Annotated in this window: 17 protein-coding genes and 1 other RNA gene; 12 read left to right on the top strand and 6 right to left on the bottom strand. The window is 65.6% G+C overall.

What is annotated here, in order from left to right; genetic code table 11:
• Positions 1-79 precede the first annotated feature (79 nt).
• A complete protein-coding gene (locus tag ABQU90_RS01090; RefSeq protein WP_323521747.1) occupies positions 80-679 on the bottom strand; it encodes a TetR/AcrR family transcriptional regulator in 600 nt (199 codons plus the stop codon).
• 129 nt (positions 680-808) lie between these two features.
• Between ABQU90_RS01090 and ABQU90_RS01085 the strand changes: the two genes are divergently transcribed.
• Both ABQU90_RS01085 and ABQU90_RS01080 read left to right on the top strand, forming a co-directional pair.
• The gene (locus tag ABQU90_RS01085; protein ID WP_323521746.1) at positions 809-1,672 is read left to right on the top strand and encodes an alpha/beta hydrolase; all 864 of its coding nucleotides are present in this window, start codon (positions 809-811) and stop codon (positions 1,670-1,672) included.
• 135 nt (positions 1,673-1,807) lie between these two features.
• Positions 1,808-1,883, top strand: a non-coding RNA gene (locus ABQU90_RS01080) — sX9 sRNA.
• A 332-nt stretch (positions 1,884-2,215) separates the two neighbouring features.
• On the opposite strand, the gene pacR is transcribed toward ABQU90_RS01080, so the two are convergent.
• Complete coding sequence (gene pacR, locus ABQU90_RS01075) at positions 2,216-4,573, bottom strand: PacR family protein (protein ID WP_323521745.1); 2,358 nt, start codon at positions 4,571-4,573, stop codon at positions 2,216-2,218.
• 205 nt (positions 4,574-4,778) lie between these two features.
• Entirely contained in the window at positions 4,779-7,028 is a 2,250-nt protein-coding gene (locus ABQU90_RS01070) for a DUF1631 domain-containing protein (RefSeq protein ID WP_323521744.1), read from the bottom strand.
• A gap of 133 nt (positions 7,029-7,161) precedes the next feature.
• Here ABQU90_RS01070 and ABQU90_RS01065 point away from each other — a divergent pair, with 133 nt between their 5' ends.
• From ABQU90_RS01065 to ABQU90_RS01050, 4 genes are read left to right on the top strand one after another with little or no spacing between them, the layout of a single operon-like run.
• Positions 7,162-7,737: a nitroreductase family protein gene (locus ABQU90_RS01065; protein ID WP_323521743.1), complete on the top strand. Its 576-nt coding sequence runs from the start codon at positions 7,162-7,164 to the stop codon at positions 7,735-7,737.
• Positions 7,734-8,720: a 5'-3' exonuclease gene (locus ABQU90_RS01060; protein WP_323521741.1), complete on the top strand. Its 987-nt coding sequence runs from the start codon at positions 7,734-7,736 to the stop codon at positions 8,718-8,720. Before ABQU90_RS01065 ends, ABQU90_RS01060 begins: the two co-directional genes overlap by 4 nt.
• Positions 8,717-9,268 carry an NUDIX hydrolase gene (locus ABQU90_RS01055; RefSeq protein ID WP_005988855.1) on the top strand — a complete coding sequence of 184 codons (552 nt, stop codon included), beginning with the start codon at positions 8,717-8,719 and terminating at the stop codon, positions 9,266-9,268. The genes ABQU90_RS01060 and ABQU90_RS01055 overlap by 4 nt, the downstream gene beginning before the upstream one ends.
• On the top strand, positions 9,249-10,046 hold the full coding sequence (locus ABQU90_RS01050) for an N-formylglutamate amidohydrolase (protein WP_323521740.1): 798 nt from the start codon (positions 9,249-9,251) through the stop codon (positions 10,044-10,046). Before ABQU90_RS01055 ends, ABQU90_RS01050 begins: the two co-directional genes overlap by 20 nt.
• A 136-nt stretch (positions 10,047-10,182) precedes the next feature.
• On the opposite strand, the gene pip is transcribed toward ABQU90_RS01050, so the two are convergent.
• Entirely contained in the window at positions 10,183-11,124 is a 942-nt protein-coding gene (gene pip / locus ABQU90_RS01045; RefSeq protein WP_323521739.1) for a prolyl aminopeptidase, read from the bottom strand.
• A 135-nt stretch (positions 11,125-11,259) separates the two neighbouring features.
• Entirely contained in the window at positions 11,260-12,114 is an 855-nt protein-coding gene (gene prmC / locus ABQU90_RS01040) for a peptide chain release factor N(5)-glutamine methyltransferase (protein WP_323521738.1), read from the bottom strand.
• A 204-nt stretch (positions 12,115-12,318) separates the two neighbouring features.
• Between prmC and ahpC the strand changes: the two genes are divergently transcribed.
• The 6 genes from ahpC (at position 12,319) to ABQU90_RS01010 (ending at position 18,539) form a co-directional block, all read left to right on the top strand.
• Positions 12,319-12,882, top strand: a complete 564-nt coding sequence (ahpC, locus tag ABQU90_RS01035; protein ID WP_011036070.1) for an alkyl hydroperoxide reductase subunit C — start codon at positions 12,319-12,321, stop codon at positions 12,880-12,882.
• Positions 12,883-13,072: 190 nt separating this feature from the next.
• On the top strand, positions 13,073-14,665 hold the full coding sequence (ahpF, locus tag ABQU90_RS01030; protein ID WP_323521737.1) for an alkyl hydroperoxide reductase subunit F: 1,593 nt from the start codon (positions 13,073-13,075) through the stop codon (positions 14,663-14,665).
• A gap of 90 nt (positions 14,666-14,755) precedes the next feature.
• Positions 14,756-15,697 carry a LysR substrate-binding domain-containing protein gene (locus ABQU90_RS01025; protein ID WP_055851233.1) on the top strand — a complete coding sequence of 314 codons (942 nt, stop codon included), beginning with the start codon at positions 14,756-14,758 and terminating at the stop codon, positions 15,695-15,697.
• Positions 15,698-16,093: 396 nt separating this feature from the next.
• Positions 16,094-16,534, top strand: coding sequence for a nucleoside diphosphate kinase regulator (gene rnk / locus ABQU90_RS01020; protein ID WP_055851460.1), 441 nt, complete (start codon positions 16,094-16,096; stop codon positions 16,532-16,534).
• Between the two features lie 51 nt (positions 16,535-16,585).
• Entirely contained in the window at positions 16,586-17,554 is a 969-nt protein-coding gene (gene tal, locus ABQU90_RS01015; RefSeq protein WP_323521735.1) for a transaldolase, read from the top strand.
• A 415-nt stretch (positions 17,555-17,969) separates the two neighbouring features.
• Positions 17,970-18,539: a type 1 glutamine amidotransferase family protein gene (locus ABQU90_RS01010; protein ID WP_323521734.1), complete on the top strand. Its 570-nt coding sequence runs from the start codon at positions 17,970-17,972 to the stop codon at positions 18,537-18,539.
• A gap of 314 nt (positions 18,540-18,853) precedes the next feature.
• On the opposite strand, the gene msrA is transcribed toward ABQU90_RS01010, so the two are convergent.
• The gene (gene msrA / locus ABQU90_RS01005) at positions 18,854-19,504 is read right to left on the bottom strand and encodes a peptide-methionine (S)-S-oxide reductase MsrA (RefSeq protein WP_323521733.1); all 651 of its coding nucleotides are present in this window, start codon (positions 19,502-19,504) and stop codon (positions 18,854-18,856) included.
• Positions 19,505-19,576: the final 72 nt, after the last annotated feature.

Below are 19,576 nucleotides of genomic sequence, written 5' to 3'. Positions count from 1 at the left end.
GCGCCTGGCACGTGTGCTGCGCTGGCTGTCGGCTAGGCCGCACGTCAACCCGTACCGCGTTTTCCCCGCAGATCGCGCCTCAGGGTTCAAGCACCGCATGCAGCAACGGGGCAAACACCAGTTCCGGCGCAAACGCGCGCAAGGCGTCGTGCTTGCGGTCGATCGCAAGCGACGCATAGCCGTGCACTGCACTCCACGCCAGCAGGGTGCGTTGTTCCAGCAGCTCGGCGTCTGGCGCGCTGCCGTGACGGGCACTCCACTGTGTGCGCACCGTGTCGCGCAGGCAGGCCATGGCTGCCTCGCTGGCCTGCAGCAGCCGTGGCAGGCTGCGCGAACGCAGGTCCAGGCCCAACATCAGCCGGAACTGCTGCGGATAGTCGATGGCGAATCGCAAGTAGCCCAGTCCACAGCCCAGCAGCGGGTTGGCAAGTTCCTGCTGGGTTGTGTGGATGCGCACGAGCATGCGTTCGTAGCCATCGGCCGCCACTTCCGCCAACAACCCGTCCAGCGAGCCGAAGTGGTGCGCGGGTGCGGCATGCGAGACCCCGGCGCGGCGCGCACATTCGCGCAAGGTCAGCCCACGCACGCCCGATTCGCCGACCAGCTCCCAGCCAGCGCGACGCAATGCGGCCGGCAGATCGCCGTGGTGATAGCCAGCAGGAACGTCTGATCGCGACATGGCGGCTTCGTTTATCGGGAGCTCAGTGGAGCAGATCATCTTGACGCTGACAAGATTCAATCGGCAGACTTGCGTCGCATCTTGTCGGCGACAAGATGTGCGACGCGCCCTCCCCACAAGGACTCCCCCATGAGCTCGTCCATCGCCAAATTGCGTGCGCGGCTGCTCCGCGGCCTGATGCGCACAGTCAGTCGCCTGGCCCCCGGCCCGACGGGCCGCTCTCTGGCGCGCCGTTTCGTCACCCCGGGTGCGGCAGGGCGTCGGCAGGCGGCCACCATCGCCGCGACGTTGACCGATGTGCAGCAGCAAACCCTGCACATCGACGGCATCGACATCGCCGTCTACCAATGGGGCGACCCCGCGCAGCAGCCGTATGTGCTGCTGTCGCATGGCTGGGCCAGCTACGGCCTGCGCTTTGCGGCCTGGGTACCGCAGCTGCGCGCACTTGGCTATGCGGTGCTCGCGTTCGACCAGGCGGCACATGGCCTGAGCAGCGGCAAGATCAGCAACATGCCGCATTTCGTCAAGATACTGCGCCAGATCGGCGAGCGCTTCGGCCGCCCTGCGGTGTTCATCGGCCACTCGCTGGGTGCAGCCTCGGTGGTGTTTGCCGACGACCCGGCCTGGCGTCCGGCCCGTTATGTGTTGATCGCCCCGCTGGTGGCGCCGGCCGCCAGCGCGCAACGTCAGTTCCGCGCCTTCGGCATCGCACCCGGCGCATTCGCGCCGTTCGAAAATTGGCTGATCCAACTCACCGGCAAGTGTTTTGCCGACTTCGATGCGACCGCGCACCTGTCGCACTTCGATCGCCCGGCGCTGATCATCCACGACCGCCGCGACCGCGAGACGCCGTGGGAAGAAGGCGCACGCTTTGCCGCACTCTGGCCAGGCGCGCAACTGTTCAGTACCGAAGGACTGGGCCATAACCGCATGGTCGATCACGCCTCGGTGATCGCGCGGGCGCTGGAGTTCATCGGCCCGGCATCGCGCTGAAGACTGCGCTCTGGGATGCAGTCATCGCGGGCGTAGTTGCCGGAGTGCAGGCGTCAGGGCAATGCGTCGGTTAAGAGCGGCTGAGAAAAGGACTGTGCTCACCGCCAAGCGGGCGCGGCCGGTGCCCTGTGCCGCATGTACCACGCGTACACTCCGGTTCCTCCGTGCCGTCCACACCCACCTGGCGACTGCTCGCTACGTTTTGTTAGCCGCTCCAAGCGTGTTGCGCAATCCGATCGCAAATGCAGCGCTTACGTATTGCGCGACAAGGCAGCACACGTCGCGCTTGCTGCTGCAATGATTCCGCGCCTGCCGATGAGTCACTTCGAAAGAGTCGCCTGGCCATCCGAACCGCCACGACGCCGCAAACATCCGGCGTCTGCCGCAGGAGCCCGACGACTCCAGGAGCCCAAACGCCGGCACAGCAAGACCCTCGCGATGGTCGCGCCAGCGACGCACATCCATTCTTCAAAACACGCTCGCCGAAGGAAGCGACACAGCCTCCGTCGCGCAGCGACAGCGCTGCGCAATCGATGCAATCGCTCAGTGCACCGTGCCGTTGTTGTGCAGCGGATCCAGCCGGTCGATCACGCCCTGCATCGCGCTGTCGAACGCGCCGTCGTTGATGTGTTCGCGCAGGCGCCCCAGCCGCACCATCACCGCCAGTTCTTCCGGCGAGGCGACGCAGAAACGCACACCGCGGCGGTTGACGAACAATAGCCGCTGCGAAATCGGGCTGACCCACGACAGCTTGCCGGCCTGCACCTTGCCGTCCTTGTCGACAAAATCCAGCCAGGTGCCGATGTCCATCGCACGGAACCGTTCGGCGTCGGCACTGTCGATGCTCTGCGCCACCGCTTCGGCACCCAGCACTACGCTGACGCTTTCGGCCGCTGGCGGCGGCAGGTTGACCTGCGGCAGTTCCGGCAAGGCTTTTTCCAGCTCCGGGCGTGCCTCGGCGATGGCTTGCAAGGTGTCGTGCAATGCGGTGATCGCTACCACCACCGCGTCGCCATGCAGGCCAACGCTGGCGAACACGCGATGCAGCGCCGGTTGCCAGACCTGCAGCCACGGCTTGCCGATGATGTGGCGGCGCGCCTCGCTCAGTTCTTCCAGCACGCCATCGGCCAGCGCCAATGCCTCGACCGTGCCGGGACCTTCGTCGCCGTCGCGCAGGATCGCCATGGTCAGGTGATGCAGCCACGGCTGGCGCAGGAAGTCTTCCACCGCCTTGGGCAACGGCGCACCGGACAGCACGCGCTGCTCCAGCTCCGCCAGCGCGCGGTTGCGCGCCAGCTCCAGTTTTTCCTGGCCGCGCTGGGTTTCGGTGGCGCGGCGCTCGGCAATTTCCACACGGCGGCGGTGCTGCGACAGGAAGTCGCGAAACTCTTCTTCCAGGGTCAGGAAGATCGCCAGGTTCTCGTTGAATTCGGCCACCAGACGGTCGACGATTTCTTCGACCTTGCCCATCAGCACGCGCTCGGCGGCGCTGTCGCCGTTGTTGCCCTCGCAGGCCTCGGCCAGCGAGTTGAGCAGGCGCCGCGCCGGGTGAGTCTTCTGCACGAACATCTTGCGATCCAGCAGCGCCACCTTGACGAAGGGCACCACCAGCCGGCCGATCATCTCGCGCGAGCGGTTTTCCAGATCGCGCTCGTCCAGCATCACGTCGAACAGCATGCCGACCAGGTCGATCGCATCCTCGTCCATCGGGTCCAGCTTTGCGGTGGCCGGGTCCACGCCCAGACGCGTGGCGCTGTTGAGCACTTCGTTCTTCAGTCGCTGCGCAAGTGATTCGTTGTCGTCGCCGATGGCCGCCTGCAGCGTTGCGCTGGGCGTGGCCTGCAGCAACGACAGCACCGACATCATTTCGCGCTGGCTCAGCGGGCGTTGCTGGCCCACTGCCACCGACGCAGCCGAGGCCGTGCTGTCGCGCACGCTACGGGTCTGCTGCAGCAGTTCGTGCAGTGCATCCAGCAGCATGCCCTGGCTGCCGCCAGGATGATCGGCCTCGCCTTCCATGCCGCCAGCGCCGCCACCATCGGCATGGCCGCGTTGCGCAGCGGCCTGCATGCGCCCACGGCTATGCGCCCAGCGGTCCAGGAAGCGATTGGCCCAGGCTGGCGCGTATTGGTCGTTCTGATCGTCGCCGCCCATTTCGGCATCGCCGCCATAAGCGTCGGCCTGCGCGCGCGCTTCGGGCGTCTCGCCGCGTGGCTGCATGCGCGGCGGCTGGCGCTTGGGCTGCGAAATTTCCGGCATCACACCGGCCTTGACCAGAGTTTCGTCCAGACGCGCATACAACTTGCCGATCGGTTCAGCCAGGTCGCGCTCGCATAGCTTGATCACTACCAGGCGCACTTCCGGCGCCAGATCGCAGGTGGCGAACGCTTCGTGGATCGCCACGCCCAGATGTTCCGGACCGAACGGATTGGTGTCAGCCACCAGTTCCAGGCCACCGGCAATCCAGCCCAGGCGGCGGTCGACACGCGCCAGCACCTGCTTGAAATCGCGCAGCAGCACGGTGGCAAGGTTGCGCACTGCCAGCCGCGATTCGAGTACGTGCTCGGGCACCAGGCTGAGCGGGCCTGTGCCCATGTCGCCGGCCAGTACCACTTCGGCCGACAACGGCGTGCCGAGCAACAGCGCCTGCCAGCCGTCTTCCAGCTGTTGGCGGAATTGGGTGGTCACGTCTTCGCGCTTGCGGCGCAGCTCGCGCATGCCATCGAGAAACAGCAACTGTGACGCGCCGGCGGATTCGGCGCGATCGAACAGGACATCATCGAAATGCGCGACTGCAGCTGCAAACACCTGCACCAGCGCGGGCACGAACACGTCGTGCGCCTGCTCGAGCAAGCGTTGGTCACGGCCCGGATGTCCCGACGGACTGGGCTGAAAAGTCATGCGCAAAGGCTCCCCGCCTCTGCAGGCGTGAAAATATTCAAACGAGTAAAAACAGACGCGGCCCCAAATTCCGCCCTCGCATGGTAGGCGTTTCGCTCGTTCGTTAAGTGTGACGCAGCTCTCACTTTACTCGTGACCGCCCAGGGTTTGCGTGTCAAGGAGACATCGTAGCCCGCAACCTTGCGGTGGAGCCTGCCGGCACCCGTTATACGCCTGCGGGGGTTAAGCCTTGAGGGGGGTCAGACGCGTCCAGCCCGTCGACCACGTCCTGCATCGCGCTGTAGAAAGCGTCTTCTTCACGGTGCAGGCGCAGGCGATCCAGCCAGACCATCATGGCCAGCTCTTCCGGCGAGGACACGCACAGCCGCCCGCCGCGCCGATTGACGAACATCAGCCGCCCGGAAATCGGGCTGATCCACGACAGCTTGCCCGGTTGGACACGGCCTTCGCGGTCGACGAAGTCCAGGCTGGTGCCGATTGCCATGGCGCGAAAGAAGTCAACGGTGATGCGGTCGAACTCCACCTGCCCGCCCGCATCGAGCATCGGAGTCAACGGCTCTGCCACCGGGTCGGCGGGGCTGGGCACCAGGCGCAATGCGGTCAGGGTGGGGGCAAGCGCTTCCGCATGGGCAGCAGCCGGCATGGGCGCCAGCGCGCGCAGCAATTCCTGCAAGGCCTGCTCAGCCTCGCGCGGCCCCAATCCGGCCAGCGCAAACGCCTGCAGCAACGGCGCACGCTGTGCATCCAGCCCGGTGTCACTGCGCGCGGGCGTCAGCTGCGCCAGCACGGCGTCGCCCACTGCCATGGCGGCGTCCAGGGCCGGGCCGGCGCCATCGGCGCGCAACGCAGCCTGTTGCACGCTCGGATGCCAGACGCGGCTGAGAAAGTGCTCCACCACCGGCGGCAGCGATCCGCGTGCCAGCCGCTCTGCCAGCGCCTGGGTGGCAATGCTGCGTGCGCGTTCGCGGCGTTCTTCGGCACGTTGCAATTCGTTGGCGCGGCGCTCGGCAATCTCCACGCGTCGCCGGTACTGCTCATGACTGGCGCCGAACTCGGCTTCCAACGCCAAGAACACCGCTGGATGCTCGTCGAAGTCGCGCACGACGGTTACGACTGCCGCCTCCACCTGCGCCAACAATGCCTGTTCGGCCGCGCTTTCGCCGCCATTGCCGTCGCAGGCATCCACCAGCAGATTGAGCAGACGACGCGCCGGATGGCCATCGCGCACGAACAGATGGCCGTCGAGCATCGCCATCTTGGCCATCGGCACCAGCAACTGCCCCAGCAGGCGGCGTTGCGCATCGGAAAGCTGGCTCTGCACCAGAATCGCGTCGAACAGCAGCGCGATCAAGTCCAGCGCATCGGCATCGTTGGGGTCCAGGCAGGTGGTGACCGGGTCGACGCCAAGCGAGGCAGCCGAGCGCATGAGGTGCTGCCGCAGTGCGTGCGGCAAGCCGCGCTGCCCGTCGTCGATGCTGTCGAACCCGGCGCCGGGCATGGTCTGCAGCAGCGACAACGCCGAAACCACCTCACGCGGCGACAGCCGCCGCTGCGCGACCGACTCCAACCGCCCGGCATCGGGCTCGCGCAGGTGGCGCGCCTGTTGCAAACGCTGGTGCAACGCGGCCGGCAGCACTTCGCGGCCGCTGCGCAGATGCACGTCGATCACCTTGACGTCGACCAATGCCCCCTGCCCGCCGGACCAGTCGGCAAAGAACCGTGCGATCCAGTCCGGCGTCTCGGTGGTGTCCTCGTTGCCGGTCTTGCCCTGGCGCGGGATGCCGCCGCGGCGATGGCGCGCCTGCGGCAACTCGCGCAGGCTGGCAACCTGCGCCAACGCCTGTTCCAGCTCTGCGTAGCGCTGGCCGACGCGCGGCATCAGCTGCTGCTCGCAGACCTTGATGACCGCCAGATGCACCTTCGCCGCCAGCGTCACGCCCTGGAAGGCCTCGTACAGCGCCACGCCCAGGTGCTCAGGGCCGAACGGATTGCTGTCGCCATCGATGCGCAGCCCGCCGGCGATGAAGCCCAGATAGCGATTGAGCCGCATCAGCTCCGGCCGCCATTGATGCTGCAAAGAGCCGGCCAGATTGCGCACCGCCAGCCGGACTTCAAGATCCTGTTCGGGCAGCAGGGTCAGCCCCGCAGCGCCGCGTGCCAGGCTACGCTCGGCCGACAACGGCCGCGCGGACTCCAGGCCCTGCCAGGCCTTGGCCAGATGCCCGCGAAAGCGCGCGGTGATCGGTTCGCGCTGCTGCCGCAAGGCCTGGATGGCTTCCATGAAATCGTTCTGGGCCGCGCCGGCATCGGCCGCCAGGCGGAACAACGCCTCGGCCAGCGCGTCCTGCACGTCGATAAACGCATCGGCCAGCGGCACCAGCACGATATCGCGCACCTGATCGAGCAGTTGCGGGTTGCGGCTGGGCAGAGGATCGGTGGACACGAACTGGGTCATCGGACAACGCTGAAGGAGCGGGCAGGAAGGAGCGATGCCGTTGCAGCAGACGTCACCCGGCCGGCCATCATGCGGCGGGCGTTGGGAAGGGCCCGTCTATAATTGACGCATTCGTCGCCCAGAACCGCAAATTATGCATGCACCGTATTCGCTACAGGCGCTGGACGCGCGTCGTTCGGTCCCCTCCAAACAATTGGGCGAGCCCGGCCCGGATGAAGACACCTTGCTGCGCATGCTGACATCGGCCGTGCGGGTGCCCGACCACGGCAAGCTGGTGCCGTTCCGTTTCCTGCGCATCAGCGGCGACGCGCGGCATGCCCTGGGCGACTTTCTGGCCGAACGCACCCAAGCCGCCGATCCGCTGGCACCGCCGGCGGCGGTCGAGAAAGACCGCAACCGCTTCAGCGACGCACCGTTGGCGATCGTGGTCATCGCCTCGCTGCGCCCCGAGCACAAGGTGCCCGAGCAGGAACAGCTGCTCACCGCCGGCTGCGTGTGTTTTGCATTGCTGCAGGCCGCGCAGGCGCATGGCTTCGGCGCGCAGTGGCTGACCGCCTGGATGGCCTACGACCCGGCCGTCAGCGGCTATCTGGGCCTGGGCGAAAACGAGCGCATCGCCGGCTTCATCCATATCGGCACACCGCGCATGCAGGTGCCCGAGCGCGAGCGTCCGGACCCGCGCGTCTTATTGCGCGACTGGACCCCATGAGCACGCTGCCGGGTGCCATTGCCACGGCGCTGCCGGGCGGTCCGCGCCCGGAGCCGCTGTATCTGATCGATGCCAGCCTGTACGTGTTTCGCGCCTGGCATTCGATCCCGGACGAGTTTCAGGACGCGCAAGGCTGGCCGACCAATGCGGTGCACGGCTTTGCGCGTTTTCTGCTGGACCTGCTGGAACGCGAGCGCCCGCAGTACATCACCATTGCCTTCGACGAAGCGTTGGACAGCTGCTTTCGGCATGCCATCTACCCAGCCTACAAAGGCAACCGCGAGCCGGCGCCGGATGCATTGCGGCGCCAGTTTGCGCATTGCAAGGCACTGTGCGCGGCACTGGGCCTGAGCGTGCTGGCGCACCGCGAGTACGAGGCCGACGATCTGATCGGCAGCGCCTTGCACAGCGTGCGCGCGCAAGGCTTGCGCGGGGTGATCGTGTCGGCCGACAAGGATCTGTCGCAGTTGCTGTTCGAGCACGACGAACAGTGGGATTACGCGCGCAACTTGCGCTGGGGCATGGACGGGGTAAAGGCGCGCCATGGCGTGCATGCGCATCAGATTGCCGACTATCTGGCGCTGTGCGGCGATGCGATCGACAACATTCCTGGCATCACCGGCATCGGCGCAAAATCGGCAGCCGTGCTGCTGGCGCATTTCGGCAGCCTGGATGCCTTGCTGGAACGCATTGACGAGATCCCGTTTCTGCGCTTGCGCGGCGCCGCGCAAATGGCCGTGCGGCTGCGCGAACAGCGCGACCATGCGTTGTTATGGCGCCAGCTCACCACCATCGCATTGGACGCACCGCTCGGCTTGACCGACGCCGGCTTCACGCGCACGCAAGCCGATGCGGACATGCTAATCGGGTTATGCGACAGCCTGCGTTTCGGGCCGCTTACGCGCCGCCGCCTGCTGGCCGTGTGCGACGGCGCCGCACTGCCGCCCCCTCCCGCTTCCCTGTCTCAAGGCACCTACCCATGAACCGACACGACACCCCGCCCACCGTGGTTTACGAAGGCAAGTACCAACGCATGGTCGTGCGTGGCACCTGGGAATATTCCGAGCGCGTGCACGCCGGCGGCCTGGCCGCGATCATCGTGGCGGTGACGCCGGACGATGCGATGTTGTTCGTCGAGCAATTTCGCGTGCCGCTGCAAGCGCGCACCATCGAAATGCCGGCCGGGCTGGTCGGCGATGTGCATGCCGATGAGTCGATCGAGCTATCGGCGATCCGCGAACTGGAAGAAGAAACCGGCTGGACCGCCGAGCACGCCGAAGTGCTGATGATCGGCCCCACCTCGGCCGGCGCGAGCAGCGAGAAGATCGCGTTCGTGCGCGCCACCGGGCTGCGCAAAGTCGGCGCAGGCGGCGGCGATGCCAGCGAAGACATCACCGTGCACGAAATCCCGCGCGCGCAGGTCGGCGCGTGGCTGGTGCAGAAGATGGCCGAGGGCTATCAGATGGATCCCAAGTTGTGGGCCGGGCTGTATCTGGTCGATCACGCACTGGATGGCACGCCGCGTGGTTGATGCCGCTGCCGGTCACTTGCTTGGCCCCGAGGATCCGCCAGCGTTCACCGTGCACAACGCGCAGGCGGCATCGCCGTGGCTGTTGATCGCCGATCACGCCGGCCAGCGCGTGCCCGCACGGCTGGCAAATCTGGGCCTGCCGCAGCAGGAGCTGGACCGCCATATCGGCTGGGATATCGGCATCGCACAGGTCACCCGCCTGCTGGCCAACGCGCTGGATGCCATCGCTATCACCCAGACCTATTCGCGCCTGGTGATCGACTGCAACCGGCCCGATAGCGCGGCCAGCCGGATGCCGGAGATCAGCGACGGCACATCCATTCCCGGCAACCTGGCGTTGACCGCCACCGATCGCCAGCAACGTATCGATGCGATCTTCGCGCCCTACCACGCACGCATCGCGGCCGAACTGGATGCACGCGCACAGCGCGCCCAGCCGACGCTGCTGGTGTCGATGCACAGCTTCACCCCGGTGATGGCCGGCAACGCGCGTCCCTGGCATGCCGGCGTGCTGTACCACCGCGACACGCGACTGGCGCATCGCTTGCTGGATGCCTTGCGCGCAGAAGCGGACCTGGTGGTTGGCGACAATCAACCGTATGCGGTGAGCGACGCCACCGACTACGCCATCCCGGTCCATGGCGAAGGCCGCGACCTGCTGCATGTGGAACTGGAAATCCGCCAGGACCTGATCGGCGACACCGCCGGGCAACAGGCATGGGCAGATCGATTGGCGCGCATCCTGCCACCGCTGGCCCAGGCGCTGTTGCCACGCTGAAACAACAACCCCCGTAGGAGCGTGCCTGCGCGCGAGGAAGCGTTATCGATAACGCCTCATCGCGCGCGGGCACGCTCCTACGGGTCATGCACCAGCGTGAGCTGGCACATCACTCGCCTGCGCCCGACCGGCTCGCTCAAGCAAACCCGTCGGTCGCGCGCACCAGTGCATCGACATTTTCCGGCTCGAAGGCCGAATGCCCCGATGCCGGGCTGATCTGCAGCTGCGCCTTCGGCCACGCCTTGTGCAGATCCCAGGCGCTTTGCAGTGGGCACACCACATCGTAGCGGCCATGCACGATCACCCCGGGGATGTCGGCAATGCGGTGCGCATCGCGCAACAGCTGGCCTTCCACCTCGAAGAAGCCCTTGTTGACGAAGTAGTGGTTTTCGATACGTGCGAAGGCCAACGCAAAGTGCGCGTCCTCATGCCCGGTGACGAAGTCTTCGTCCACATGCAGAAAGCTGGTGGCACCCTCCCACACGCTCCAGGCCTTGGCCGCGGCCAGACGCGTGGCCTCGTCGTCGCTGGTCAGGCGGCGATGGAAGGCGGCGACCAGATCGCCGCGTTCGTCGGCCGGGATGGCGTTGATGTAGTGCTCCCATGCATCCGGGAACAGCCGGCTGGCGCCTTCCTGATAGAACCAGTCCAACTCGAAACGACGCAGCAAAAAGATGCCGCGCAGCACCAGCTCGGTGACCTGCTGCGGGTGGGTTTGCGCATACGCCAAGGCCAGCGTCGAGCCCCAGCTACCGCCGAACAACTGCCAGCGGTCGATGCCCAACTGCGTGCGCAAGCGCTCGATGTCGGCGACCAGATCCCAGGTGGTGTTGTCGGTGAGATCGGCATGCGGGGTGGACCGCCCGGAGCCGCGCTGATCGAACAGCACGATGCGGTACTTGGCCGGGTCGTGGAAGCGCCGCATCTTGTCGTTGCAGCCGCCGCCCGGGCCGCCGTGCAGCATCACCACCGGCTTGCCCTGAGGGTTGCCGCACTGTTCGAAATACAGCGTGTGGCGGTCGTCGACCTTCAGGCTGCCCTGCTCGTAGGGCGTGATCTCGGGATAGAGCGTGCGCATGCGTCGGTCCTGGGCGAAAACCCGCATTGTAGCGATCGACGATGGAGCCAACGGCGGTGTCTTCCCGTGGCGAGGTGAGGCTGCGCATGCCGGCGCGCAATGACTGCACCGTCGGCGACGCTGCACCAGCCAGCACTACTGCGTAGAGCCCTCCTCCCAGCAGCCCAACGTCACCCGATCGCGCTGTTCCAGATCCTGATGCGTGGCCACCTGCGTAAACCCGCGCGTGCGCAGCAACTCGGCCACGGCCGCGCCCTGATCCCAGCCATGCTCGAGCAGCAGCCAGGCGCCTGCGCGCAGATGACCGGGCGCATCGGCCACGATCGAACGGATGTCGTCCAGCCCGTCGCTGCCGGAGGCCAGTGCGCTGGCCGGCTCGTAGCGCAGATCGCCCTGCGCAAGATGTGGGTCGCCGGCCGCGATATACGGCGGATTGCTGGCAATCAGATCGAAGCGCTCGCCGGCCAGTGGTCCGAACCAGCTGCCCAGCCGGCACTCCACGTTCGATAGGCGGTGGCTGTCGGCGTTGCGCTGGGCGATGGCGAGCGCGGCCGCGCTGGCGTCGGTGGCGATCACCTGCGCCTGCGGCCGCTCGCTGGCGATCGCCAGTGCGATCGCGCCGCTGCCGGTACCCAGATCGGCCACGCGTCGGCCGGGCGCCTGATCCAGCCGCTCCAGCGCCAGCTCGACCAACGCTTCGGTGTCGGCACGCGGAATCAGCGTGGCCGTGGAGACGGCCAGGTCCAGGGTCCAGAACCCGCGCGAACCGGTCAGGTAGGCCACCGGCTCGCCAGTCTGCCGCCGCTGCACCAAGGCGTCGAAGGCCTGCGCGATGGTCGGCGGCACCGGGTCGCGGCCGTGCGCGAACAGCCAGGCGCGGTCGCGGCCCAGTGCATGCAGCAGCAGCGGCTCGGCATCGGCACGCTCGATCCGCAGCGCAGCCTGCCGCAGCAGCTGTTCGGCGGGGATGCCTGCAGGATCGTCGCTCATACGGGTCATTCACTCATGCGAAACATCGGCCGACCATTATCGGAGATGGAACGGCCCACCCGCAGCGCCAGATGCCGTCTGCAATATCGATAGCCAAAACCTATCTATGCAATTCCATTAATCGATTTGAGAAATCTATCGATCCTGCCTACCATGGCGGCTGTTCCATCCCCTGCCCCCCCTTTCATCGCACGAGGAAACTCAATGTCTCTCATCAACACCCAGGTCCAGCCGTTCAAGGCGAATGCGTACCACAACGGCAACTTCATCGAAGTCACCGAGGCCAGCCTGAAGGGCAAGTGGTCGGTGCTGATCTTCATGCCCGCCGCATTCACCTTCAATTGCCCGACCGAAGTGGAAGACGCCGCCGACAACTATGCCGCGTTCCAGAAGGCTGGCGCCGAGGTGTACATCGTCACCACCGACACGCACTTCTCTCACAAGGTGTGGCACGAGACCTCGCCGGCCGTTGGCAAGGCGCAGTTCCCGCTGATCGGCGACCCGGCCCACAAGCTGACCCGCGCCTTCGGCGTGCACATTGAAGAAGAAGGCCTGGCCCTGCGCGGCACCTTCATCATCAATCCGGAAGGCGTGATCAAGACCCTGGAAATCCACGACAACTCGATCGCCCGCGACGTCACCGAGACGCTGCGCAAGCTGACCGCAGCGCAGTTCGTGGCCAACAATCCTGGCCAGGTCTGCCCGGCCAAGTGGAAGGAAGGCGCCAAGACCCTGGCTCCGTCGCTGGACCTGGTCGGCAAGATCTAAGCCGCCGCGCATCCCTGGCCCGGTTCATCGGGCCGGGGGTGAACCGGAGCCGGTGCCGGGCTGCCCGCCAGCCATCGCCAGCACGCATCCCGACCCCGCGCCGGCTGCGGTTCACCTCCTTCCTTCCCCGGCGACCTGCCCTTCGGCAGCGACGCCACGCCCTCCCCTTGCCCATTCCCAGGAGTTTTCCATGTTGGATGCCAATCTCAAGACCCAGCTGACTGCCTACCTGGAACGGGTCACACGCCCGATCCAGATCCACGCCTCGATCGACGACAGCGACGGCTCGCGCGAAATGCTCGACCTGCTCGAAGACCTGGTGCTGCTGTCGGACAAGATCAGCCTGGACGTCCACCGCGATGACAACCAGCGCAAGCCCTCGTTCGCGCTGAACACGCCGGGCCAGGACATCTCGCTGCGCTTTGCCGGCTTGCCGATGGGCCACGAGTTCACCTCGCTGGTGCTGGCGCTGCTGCAGGTGGGCGGTCACCCGTCCAAGGCCACCGCCGAGCTGATCGAGCAGGTGCAGCATCTGGATGGCGACTACCAGTTCGAAACCTATTTCTCGCTGTCGTGCCAGAACTGCCCGGACGTGGTGCAGGCGCTGAATCTGGCGGCCGTGCTCAACCCGCGCATCAAGCATGTTGCCATCGATGGCGCATGGTTTCAGGACGAGGTCGAAACCCGCCAGATCATGTCGGTGCCTACCGTCTACTTGAACGGCGAGCTGTTCGACCAGGGCCGCATGACGCTGGAGCAGATCGTCGCCAAGCTCGACACCAATGCCGCAAAGCGTGATGCCGCCAAGATCGCCGCCAAGGATGCCTTCGACGTGTTGGTGATCGGCGGTGGCCCGGCCGGCGCGGCAGCAGCGGTGTATGCCGCGCGCAAGGGCATCCGCACCGGTGTGGCCGCCGAGCGTTTCGGTGGGCAGGTGCTGGACACCATGTCGATCGAAAACTTCATCTCCGTGCAGGAAACCGAAGGCCCGAAGATGGCGGCCGCGCTCGAACAGCACGTGCGTCAGTACGATGTGGACATCATGAATCTGCAGCGCGCCGAGCAGCTGATCCCGGCCGGTGCCGATGGCCTGGTCGAGATCAAGCTGGCCAATGGCGCTTCGCTCAAGAGCAAGACCGTGATCCTGTCCACCGGTGCGCGCTGGAGGCAGATGAACGTGCCGGGCGAAGACCAGTACAAGAACAAGGGCGTGGCCTATTGCCCGCACTGCGATGGCCCGCTATTCAAGGGCAAGCGCGTGGCGGTGATCGGTGGCGGCAACTCGGGTGTGGAAGCGGCGATCGACCTGGCCGGCATCGTGGCGCATGTCACGCTGGTGGAGTTCGACGACAAGCTGCGTGCCGATGAGGTACTGCAACGCAAGCTACGCAGCCTGCACAACGTGCGCATCATCACCAGCGCACAGACCACCGAAGTGCTGGGCGACGGGCAAAAGGTTACCGGCCTGGTCTACAAGGACCGCACCGGCGGCGACAGCCAGCACATCGAACTGGAAGGCGTGTTCGTGCAGATCGGCCTGCTGCCCAATACCGAGTTCCTGCGTGGCACGGTCGAGCTGTCGCCGCGCGGCGAGATCATCGTCGACGACCGTGGCCAGACCAGCGTGCCGGGCGTGTTTGCGGCAGGCGATGCCACCACGGTGCCGTACAAGCAGATCGTGATCGCGATGGGCGAAGGCTCCAAGGCCGCACTGAGCGCATTCGATCACCTGATCCGCTCCAGCGCACCGGTCAGCGCCGAAAACGTTGCGCAGGCCGCATAAGCGCAACGACAGCCATCGCCCGGCCACGCCGGGCGCTAAGCTGCATCACGCGTCAGTCGTTAACCGTCACCGCCTTGAGGGCTGCTGCACATGAATCTGCGTGACTTGAAGTATCTGGTAGCCCTGGCCGACCACAAGCATTTCGGCCGTGCCGCGACGGCGTGTTTCGTCAGTCAACCGACGCTGTCCACCCAGATCAAGAAACTTGAGGACGAGCTGGGTGTGCCGCTGGTAGAGCGCGCGCCGCGCAAGGTGATGCTGACGCCGGCCGGCCGCGAAGCGGCGATGCGCGCACGCGGCATCGTTGCCGAAGTGGAACAGATGAAGGAAGCCGCGCGGCGCAGCCAGGACCCGGAAGCGGGCACCGTGCGGCTGGGCATCTTCCCCACGCTGGCGCCCTATTTGTTGCCGCATGTGGTGCCGCGCATCCGCGAGCGGTTTCCGCGGCTGGAGCTGCTGTTGATCGAAGAAAAAAGCGACCGACTGATGCACCAGTTGCGCGAAGGCCGCCTGGATGCGGCGCTGCTGGCGCTGCCGTTGCAGGACGATCAGCTGCATGCAGAATTCTTGTTCGAAGAACCCTTTGTGCTGGCAGTCCCGGAAGGCCATCCGCTGTCGCGCCACGACAGCATGACGCTGGACGATCTGTCCGAACAACGCCTGTTGTTGCTGGAAGATGGCCACTGCCTGCGCGAACAGGCGCTGGATGTCTGCCATCTGGCCGGCGCGTTGGAGAAATCCGAGTTCCAGGCTACCAGCCTGGAAACCTTGCGTCAGATGGTCGCTGCCAATGTCGGCGTCACCCTGCTACCGCTTCTGGCAGTCAAGCCGCCGGTCGCCCGCTCGGAAAACATCCGCCTGATTCGCTTCCGCGAAGACAAGCAACCCAGCCGTCGCATTGCCATGGCGTGGCGTCGCAGCTCGGCCATGACCGCCTTCCTGGAGCAGCTGTCGCAGTTGTTCAAGGAATTGCCGGAGAGCCTGTTTACGCTGGATCAGCCTGCGACAGGCCCCAAGGCGGTGGCGGCTTAGGGAATCGGGAATCGGGAATCGGGAATCGCAAAAGCGTTTCATGGCTGTGGTCGCTTTGCGCGACAGTCGTAGACAACAAACATCGGCGGCGCGCAAGCGACGCCTTGTGTTTTTTCCAGCTGGTGTTTTTCTTCGGCTGCAGATTCGTCGGTGGAGCCACTCCGTCTGGCTTACCTGGGCAGGCATTTGATGCTGCCATCTGCGCCCTTAGAACTCTACCGCAGCGCTCGCTTGATCGCCGCGTTAACGCCAGTGGCTTGAAAAAAAACCACGTCGGTCTGACCCAAGTCGCCGCACGTTTCCGCCGGGCAGCATGTATTGGGATCGGCCAACGGCGCCCTCATCTTGTCGATGCCGCTTGCCATGTTGGCGAGCCGTATTCGTCAGGAGAGTGCCATGACTTCCCAACACCACAGCGGCTTGCCGCCATCCATCCTTGTTTCCAGCCACGACCTCGCCCGGCTTGAGGCCTTGCTCGATTCCCCCGCCTTCAACAAGCATCCCGCCGCCACTGCGCTGAGCGACGAACTGGGCCGCGCACGTGTGCTGCCGCCCGACCAGATTCCCGGCGATGTCGTCACCATGCACTCGCGCATCGAATGCGAAGACCAGCTGCACGGCGAACGGCATACGCTCACCCTTGTGTACCCGCATGAAGCCGATGTCCAGCACAGCCGCATCTCGGTGCTCGCGCCGGTGGGCAGTGCGCTGCTTGGCCTGTCGGTCGGCCAGAGCATCGACTGGCGCACGCCTGACGGGCGCGACCTGCGCCTGCGCGTGACCGCCGTGCACGATCAACCCGCAGCCGCGGGCGACTTCCAGCGCGCGGCGCGCTAACGTAGCGCGCTGCGTCATCCCCGACCCGTTCCACGATTCGAGAGAACCCGCATGACTGCATCCCCCTCCAAGCTTGCCCAACTGCGCGACCTGTCTGTCGTTGTTGCCGACACCGGCGATTACGACGCCATCAAGCGACTGAAGCCGGTCGACTGCACCACCAATCCCACCCTGGTCAAGAAGGCGCTGGACCTGCCGGTCTATGCCGATCTGATCGAGCGCGAACTGGCCTGGGGCCGCGAGCACGGCGGCGACGATCGCACCGCCACCACCCACGAGGTCGCCGACCGTCTCACCATCGGCGTGGGCGTCAAACTGGCCGAACTGGTGCCGGGGCGCGTGTCTACCGAAGTGGACGCCGACCTGGCTCACGACACCGAGGCCACCATCGCCAAGGCGCGCAAGTTCATTGCGATGTACGCCGAGCGTGGCGTGTCCAAAGACAAGATCCTGATCAAGATCGCAGCGACCTGGGAAGGCATCGAAGCCGCCCGTCAGCTGCAACGCGAAGGCATCGACTGCAACCTCACGCTGATCTTCAACCACTCGCAGGCGCTGGCCTGCGCGGAAGCCGGCGTGTTCCTGATCTCCCCGTTCGTGGGCCGCATCCTGGATTACTACGTCGCCCAGGGGCAGACCCCGGCCAACATCGATGAAGACCCGGGCGTGGTGTTCGTGCGCACCGTCTACAACGAGTTCAAGCGACGCGGCTCGTCGACCGTGGTGATGGGCGCCTCGTTCCGCTCCACCGCGCAGATTGAAGCGCTGGCCGGCTGCGACCGCCTGACCATCTCGCCGGATCTGCTGGAAAAGCTCGACGCCGAACACGGCGAGTTGCCGCGCAAGCTCTCCCCGGCCAAAGCCGAAACCGTGCAGATCACGCCGATCAATAGCGACAGTTTCGCCAACGACCTGGCGGCCGACCCCATGGCCACCGAAAAGCTGGCCGGCGGCATCGACACCTTCGCCAAGGATCTGCAAGCCCTGCGCAAGACCATCGCCGACAAGCTGGCCGGCTGATTGTCTTAACGTACAAGTGCGACCACCAACGCCCGCGGCCGATGCTGCGGGCGTTGTCGTTTTCGGGGTTGCAGCGGCAGTCGCACCGGGGCTTGGAATCCCGGCCGAATACGACTTCCCGCGTATCCGATACAACACCCGCAAGTCGATGCCGCTGCGTCGCGCACCTCTCTGGCGCTGGCCCACGCGGTCTAGTGAGGTAACGCAGGTAACGCGACGGATCTGATCGACACTGCGTGCCTCGCACAGCGTGGCCATCCTCAGCCGCCCCGCGCATCTGTCAAGCAAGCTCCGTTCGAGCAGCCGATGGACCAGGCCGCGATACCGCCCGCCCCCTGCGCGTCTGCACACCTTGCTTACAATCGCCGCGCGCGCACTGCCTAGAATCCAGAGACCTCAACTGGTGTAGCGGACAATGGCAAACATTGCAGTGGTGATGGTCGATGGTGTGGCCGATTGGGAAATCGGTGTGGTGCTGCCAGCGGCGCGCGAGTGGTTTGGCGATCAGGTAGCCATTGCCAGCATCGATGGTCAGCCGGTGCAGTCCATCGGCGGGCTGCGGATCGCTCCGGAATTCGCGCTCTCGGATCTGGCGCCGCTGGACGCGGACCTGTGGATCCTGCCCGGCAGCGAGCGCTGGCAGGCAGGCGAAATCCCCGGCTTAAGCGGTCTCTTGGTCGAACGCGTGCAACACCAGCGACCGGTCGCCGCCATCTGCGGCGCCACCATCGCGCTGGCGTATGCAGGCCTACTCGACGAACGCGCGCATACCAGCAACGCGCTGGCGTTTTTGCAGGAACATGTGGTGCCCTATGCCGGGGCCGCACAGTATCGCCACGAGAAAGTCGTCACCGCTGACAGCGTCATCACCGCACCCGGCACCAGCCCGGTCGGCTTTGCGCTGGCCTGCATGCGTCTGCTGCATCCCGAACGCACCGACACGCTTGCGCAGCTGCGCGGCATGTTTGCCGGCGAATTCGTCTGAGTCAACGGATTCAAGCACGCCCAGCGCGTTGCACCCACTGAGTGCTGTGATTCGCCGCACCGATGCATTGCACCGATTGGCTGCAATGATCCGCTGGCCAGTTTGCCTATCAACCACACGAGGCGACGGCAGCGCGTCTTGCGCACGCCGCACAAAAAAAGATGGCTACGTCGTCTCCGACGTAGCCATTCAAGTTGCCTGGCATGCACTCCCATGCGCTGCCTGATCGTGATAACGCTGCCGGTCACTATTGGCCATCGGCGCGCTGCCACGATCACGTGGTTGACAGCGCTTCAATCCGGCCTGCCTTTCCGTCAGGCATCCAGCCCGATCGGGCAGCTCACTCCCGTGCCGCCAAGCCCGCAATAGCCATTGGGGTGCTTGGCGAGATACTGCTGGTGATCGTCTTCGGCGTAGTAGAACGTGGTCGCCGGGAAACGGATCTCCGTGGTGATTGCGCCATACCCTGCGGCATCCAGCTGCTGCTGATAGGCGTCGCGGCTGGCAAGTGCCGCGTCGTATTGCGCCTGCGTAGTGCAATAAATTGCAGAACGGTATTGCGTGCCGACATCGTTGCCTTGCTGCATGCCCTGGGTGGGGTCATGGCTTTCCCAGAACGTGCGCAGCAACTGCGCAAACGACGCCGATGCTTCGTCGTACACCACCAACACCGCTTCGGTATGGCCGGTCTGTCCGGAGCACACCTCGGCGTAGGTCGCATTGGGTGTCTCGCCGCCCGCATAGCCCACTGCGGTGGTGTACACCCCCGGTGCGCTCCAGAACTTGCGTTCCGCGCCCCAGAAGCAACCAAGCCCGAATTGCACCTGGGCCAGGCCGGTAAATTCCCCGCGCAACGGGTGACCGTTGATCAGGTGCGTGTTGTGTAGCGGCAGCGCTTGCTCGCGTCCTGGCAGTGCCTCGCCCGGACGTGGCATACGTTGTTTAAAGGCGCCGATTCCCAGCATGGTGCAACTCCGCAATCGTGAGGATTGCCTGCTGGATGGCGCCGGCCGCAGCAGCTTTCAAGCCTGCCCGAC

The sequence above is a fragment of the Xanthomonas sp. WHRI 10207 genome (assembly GCF_040202975.1).
Lineage (GTDB): Bacteria > Pseudomonadota > Gammaproteobacteria > Xanthomonadales > Xanthomonadaceae > Xanthomonas.
Note: the sequence above shows the minus strand (reverse complement) of the source record. Positions and strands in the feature narration are given on the sequence as shown.

Bases quoted from the DNA above. Each gene is read 5' to 3' on its own strand.
- ABQU90_RS01090 (WP_323521747.1), bottom strand. From the start codon at position 679: ATGTCGCGATCAGACGTTCCTGCTGGCTATCACCACGGCGATCTGCCG.
- ABQU90_RS01085 (WP_323521746.1), top strand. From the start codon at position 809: ATGAGCTCGTCCATCGCCAAATTGCGTGCGCGGCTGCTCCGCGGCCTG.
- pacR (WP_323521745.1), bottom strand. From the start codon at position 4,573: ATGACTTTTCAGCCCAGTCCGTCGGGACATCCGGGCCGTGACCAACGC.
- ABQU90_RS01070 (WP_323521744.1), bottom strand. From the start codon at position 7,028: ATGACCCAGTTCGTGTCCACCGATCCTCTGCCCAGCCGCAACCCGCAA.
- ABQU90_RS01065 (WP_323521743.1), top strand. From the start codon at position 7,162: ATGCATGCACCGTATTCGCTACAGGCGCTGGACGCGCGTCGTTCGGTC.
- ABQU90_RS01060 (WP_323521741.1), top strand. From the start codon at position 7,734: ATGAGCACGCTGCCGGGTGCCATTGCCACGGCGCTGCCGGGCGGTCCG.
- ABQU90_RS01055 (WP_005988855.1), top strand. From the start codon at position 8,717: ATGAACCGACACGACACCCCGCCCACCGTGGTTTACGAAGGCAAGTAC.
- ABQU90_RS01050 (WP_323521740.1), top strand. From the start codon at position 9,249: ATGGCACGCCGCGTGGTTGATGCCGCTGCCGGTCACTTGCTTGGCCCC.
- pip (WP_323521739.1), bottom strand. From the start codon at position 11,124: ATGCGCACGCTCTATCCCGAGATCACGCCCTACGAGCAGGGCAGCCTG.
- prmC (WP_323521738.1), bottom strand. From the start codon at position 12,114: ATGAGCGACGATCCTGCAGGCATCCCCGCCGAACAGCTGCTGCGGCAG.
- ahpC (WP_011036070.1), top strand. From the start codon at position 12,319: ATGTCTCTCATCAACACCCAGGTCCAGCCGTTCAAGGCGAATGCGTAC.
- ahpF (WP_323521737.1), top strand. From the start codon at position 13,073: ATGTTGGATGCCAATCTCAAGACCCAGCTGACTGCCTACCTGGAACGG.
- ABQU90_RS01025 (WP_055851233.1), top strand. From the start codon at position 14,756: ATGAATCTGCGTGACTTGAAGTATCTGGTAGCCCTGGCCGACCACAAG.
- rnk (WP_055851460.1), top strand. From the start codon at position 16,094: ATGACTTCCCAACACCACAGCGGCTTGCCGCCATCCATCCTTGTTTCC.
- tal (WP_323521735.1), top strand. From the start codon at position 16,586: ATGACTGCATCCCCCTCCAAGCTTGCCCAACTGCGCGACCTGTCTGTC.
- ABQU90_RS01010 (WP_323521734.1), top strand. From the start codon at position 17,970: ATGGCAAACATTGCAGTGGTGATGGTCGATGGTGTGGCCGATTGGGAA.
- msrA (WP_323521733.1), bottom strand. From the start codon at position 19,504: ATGCTGGGAATCGGCGCCTTTAAACAACGTATGCCACGTCCGGGCGAG.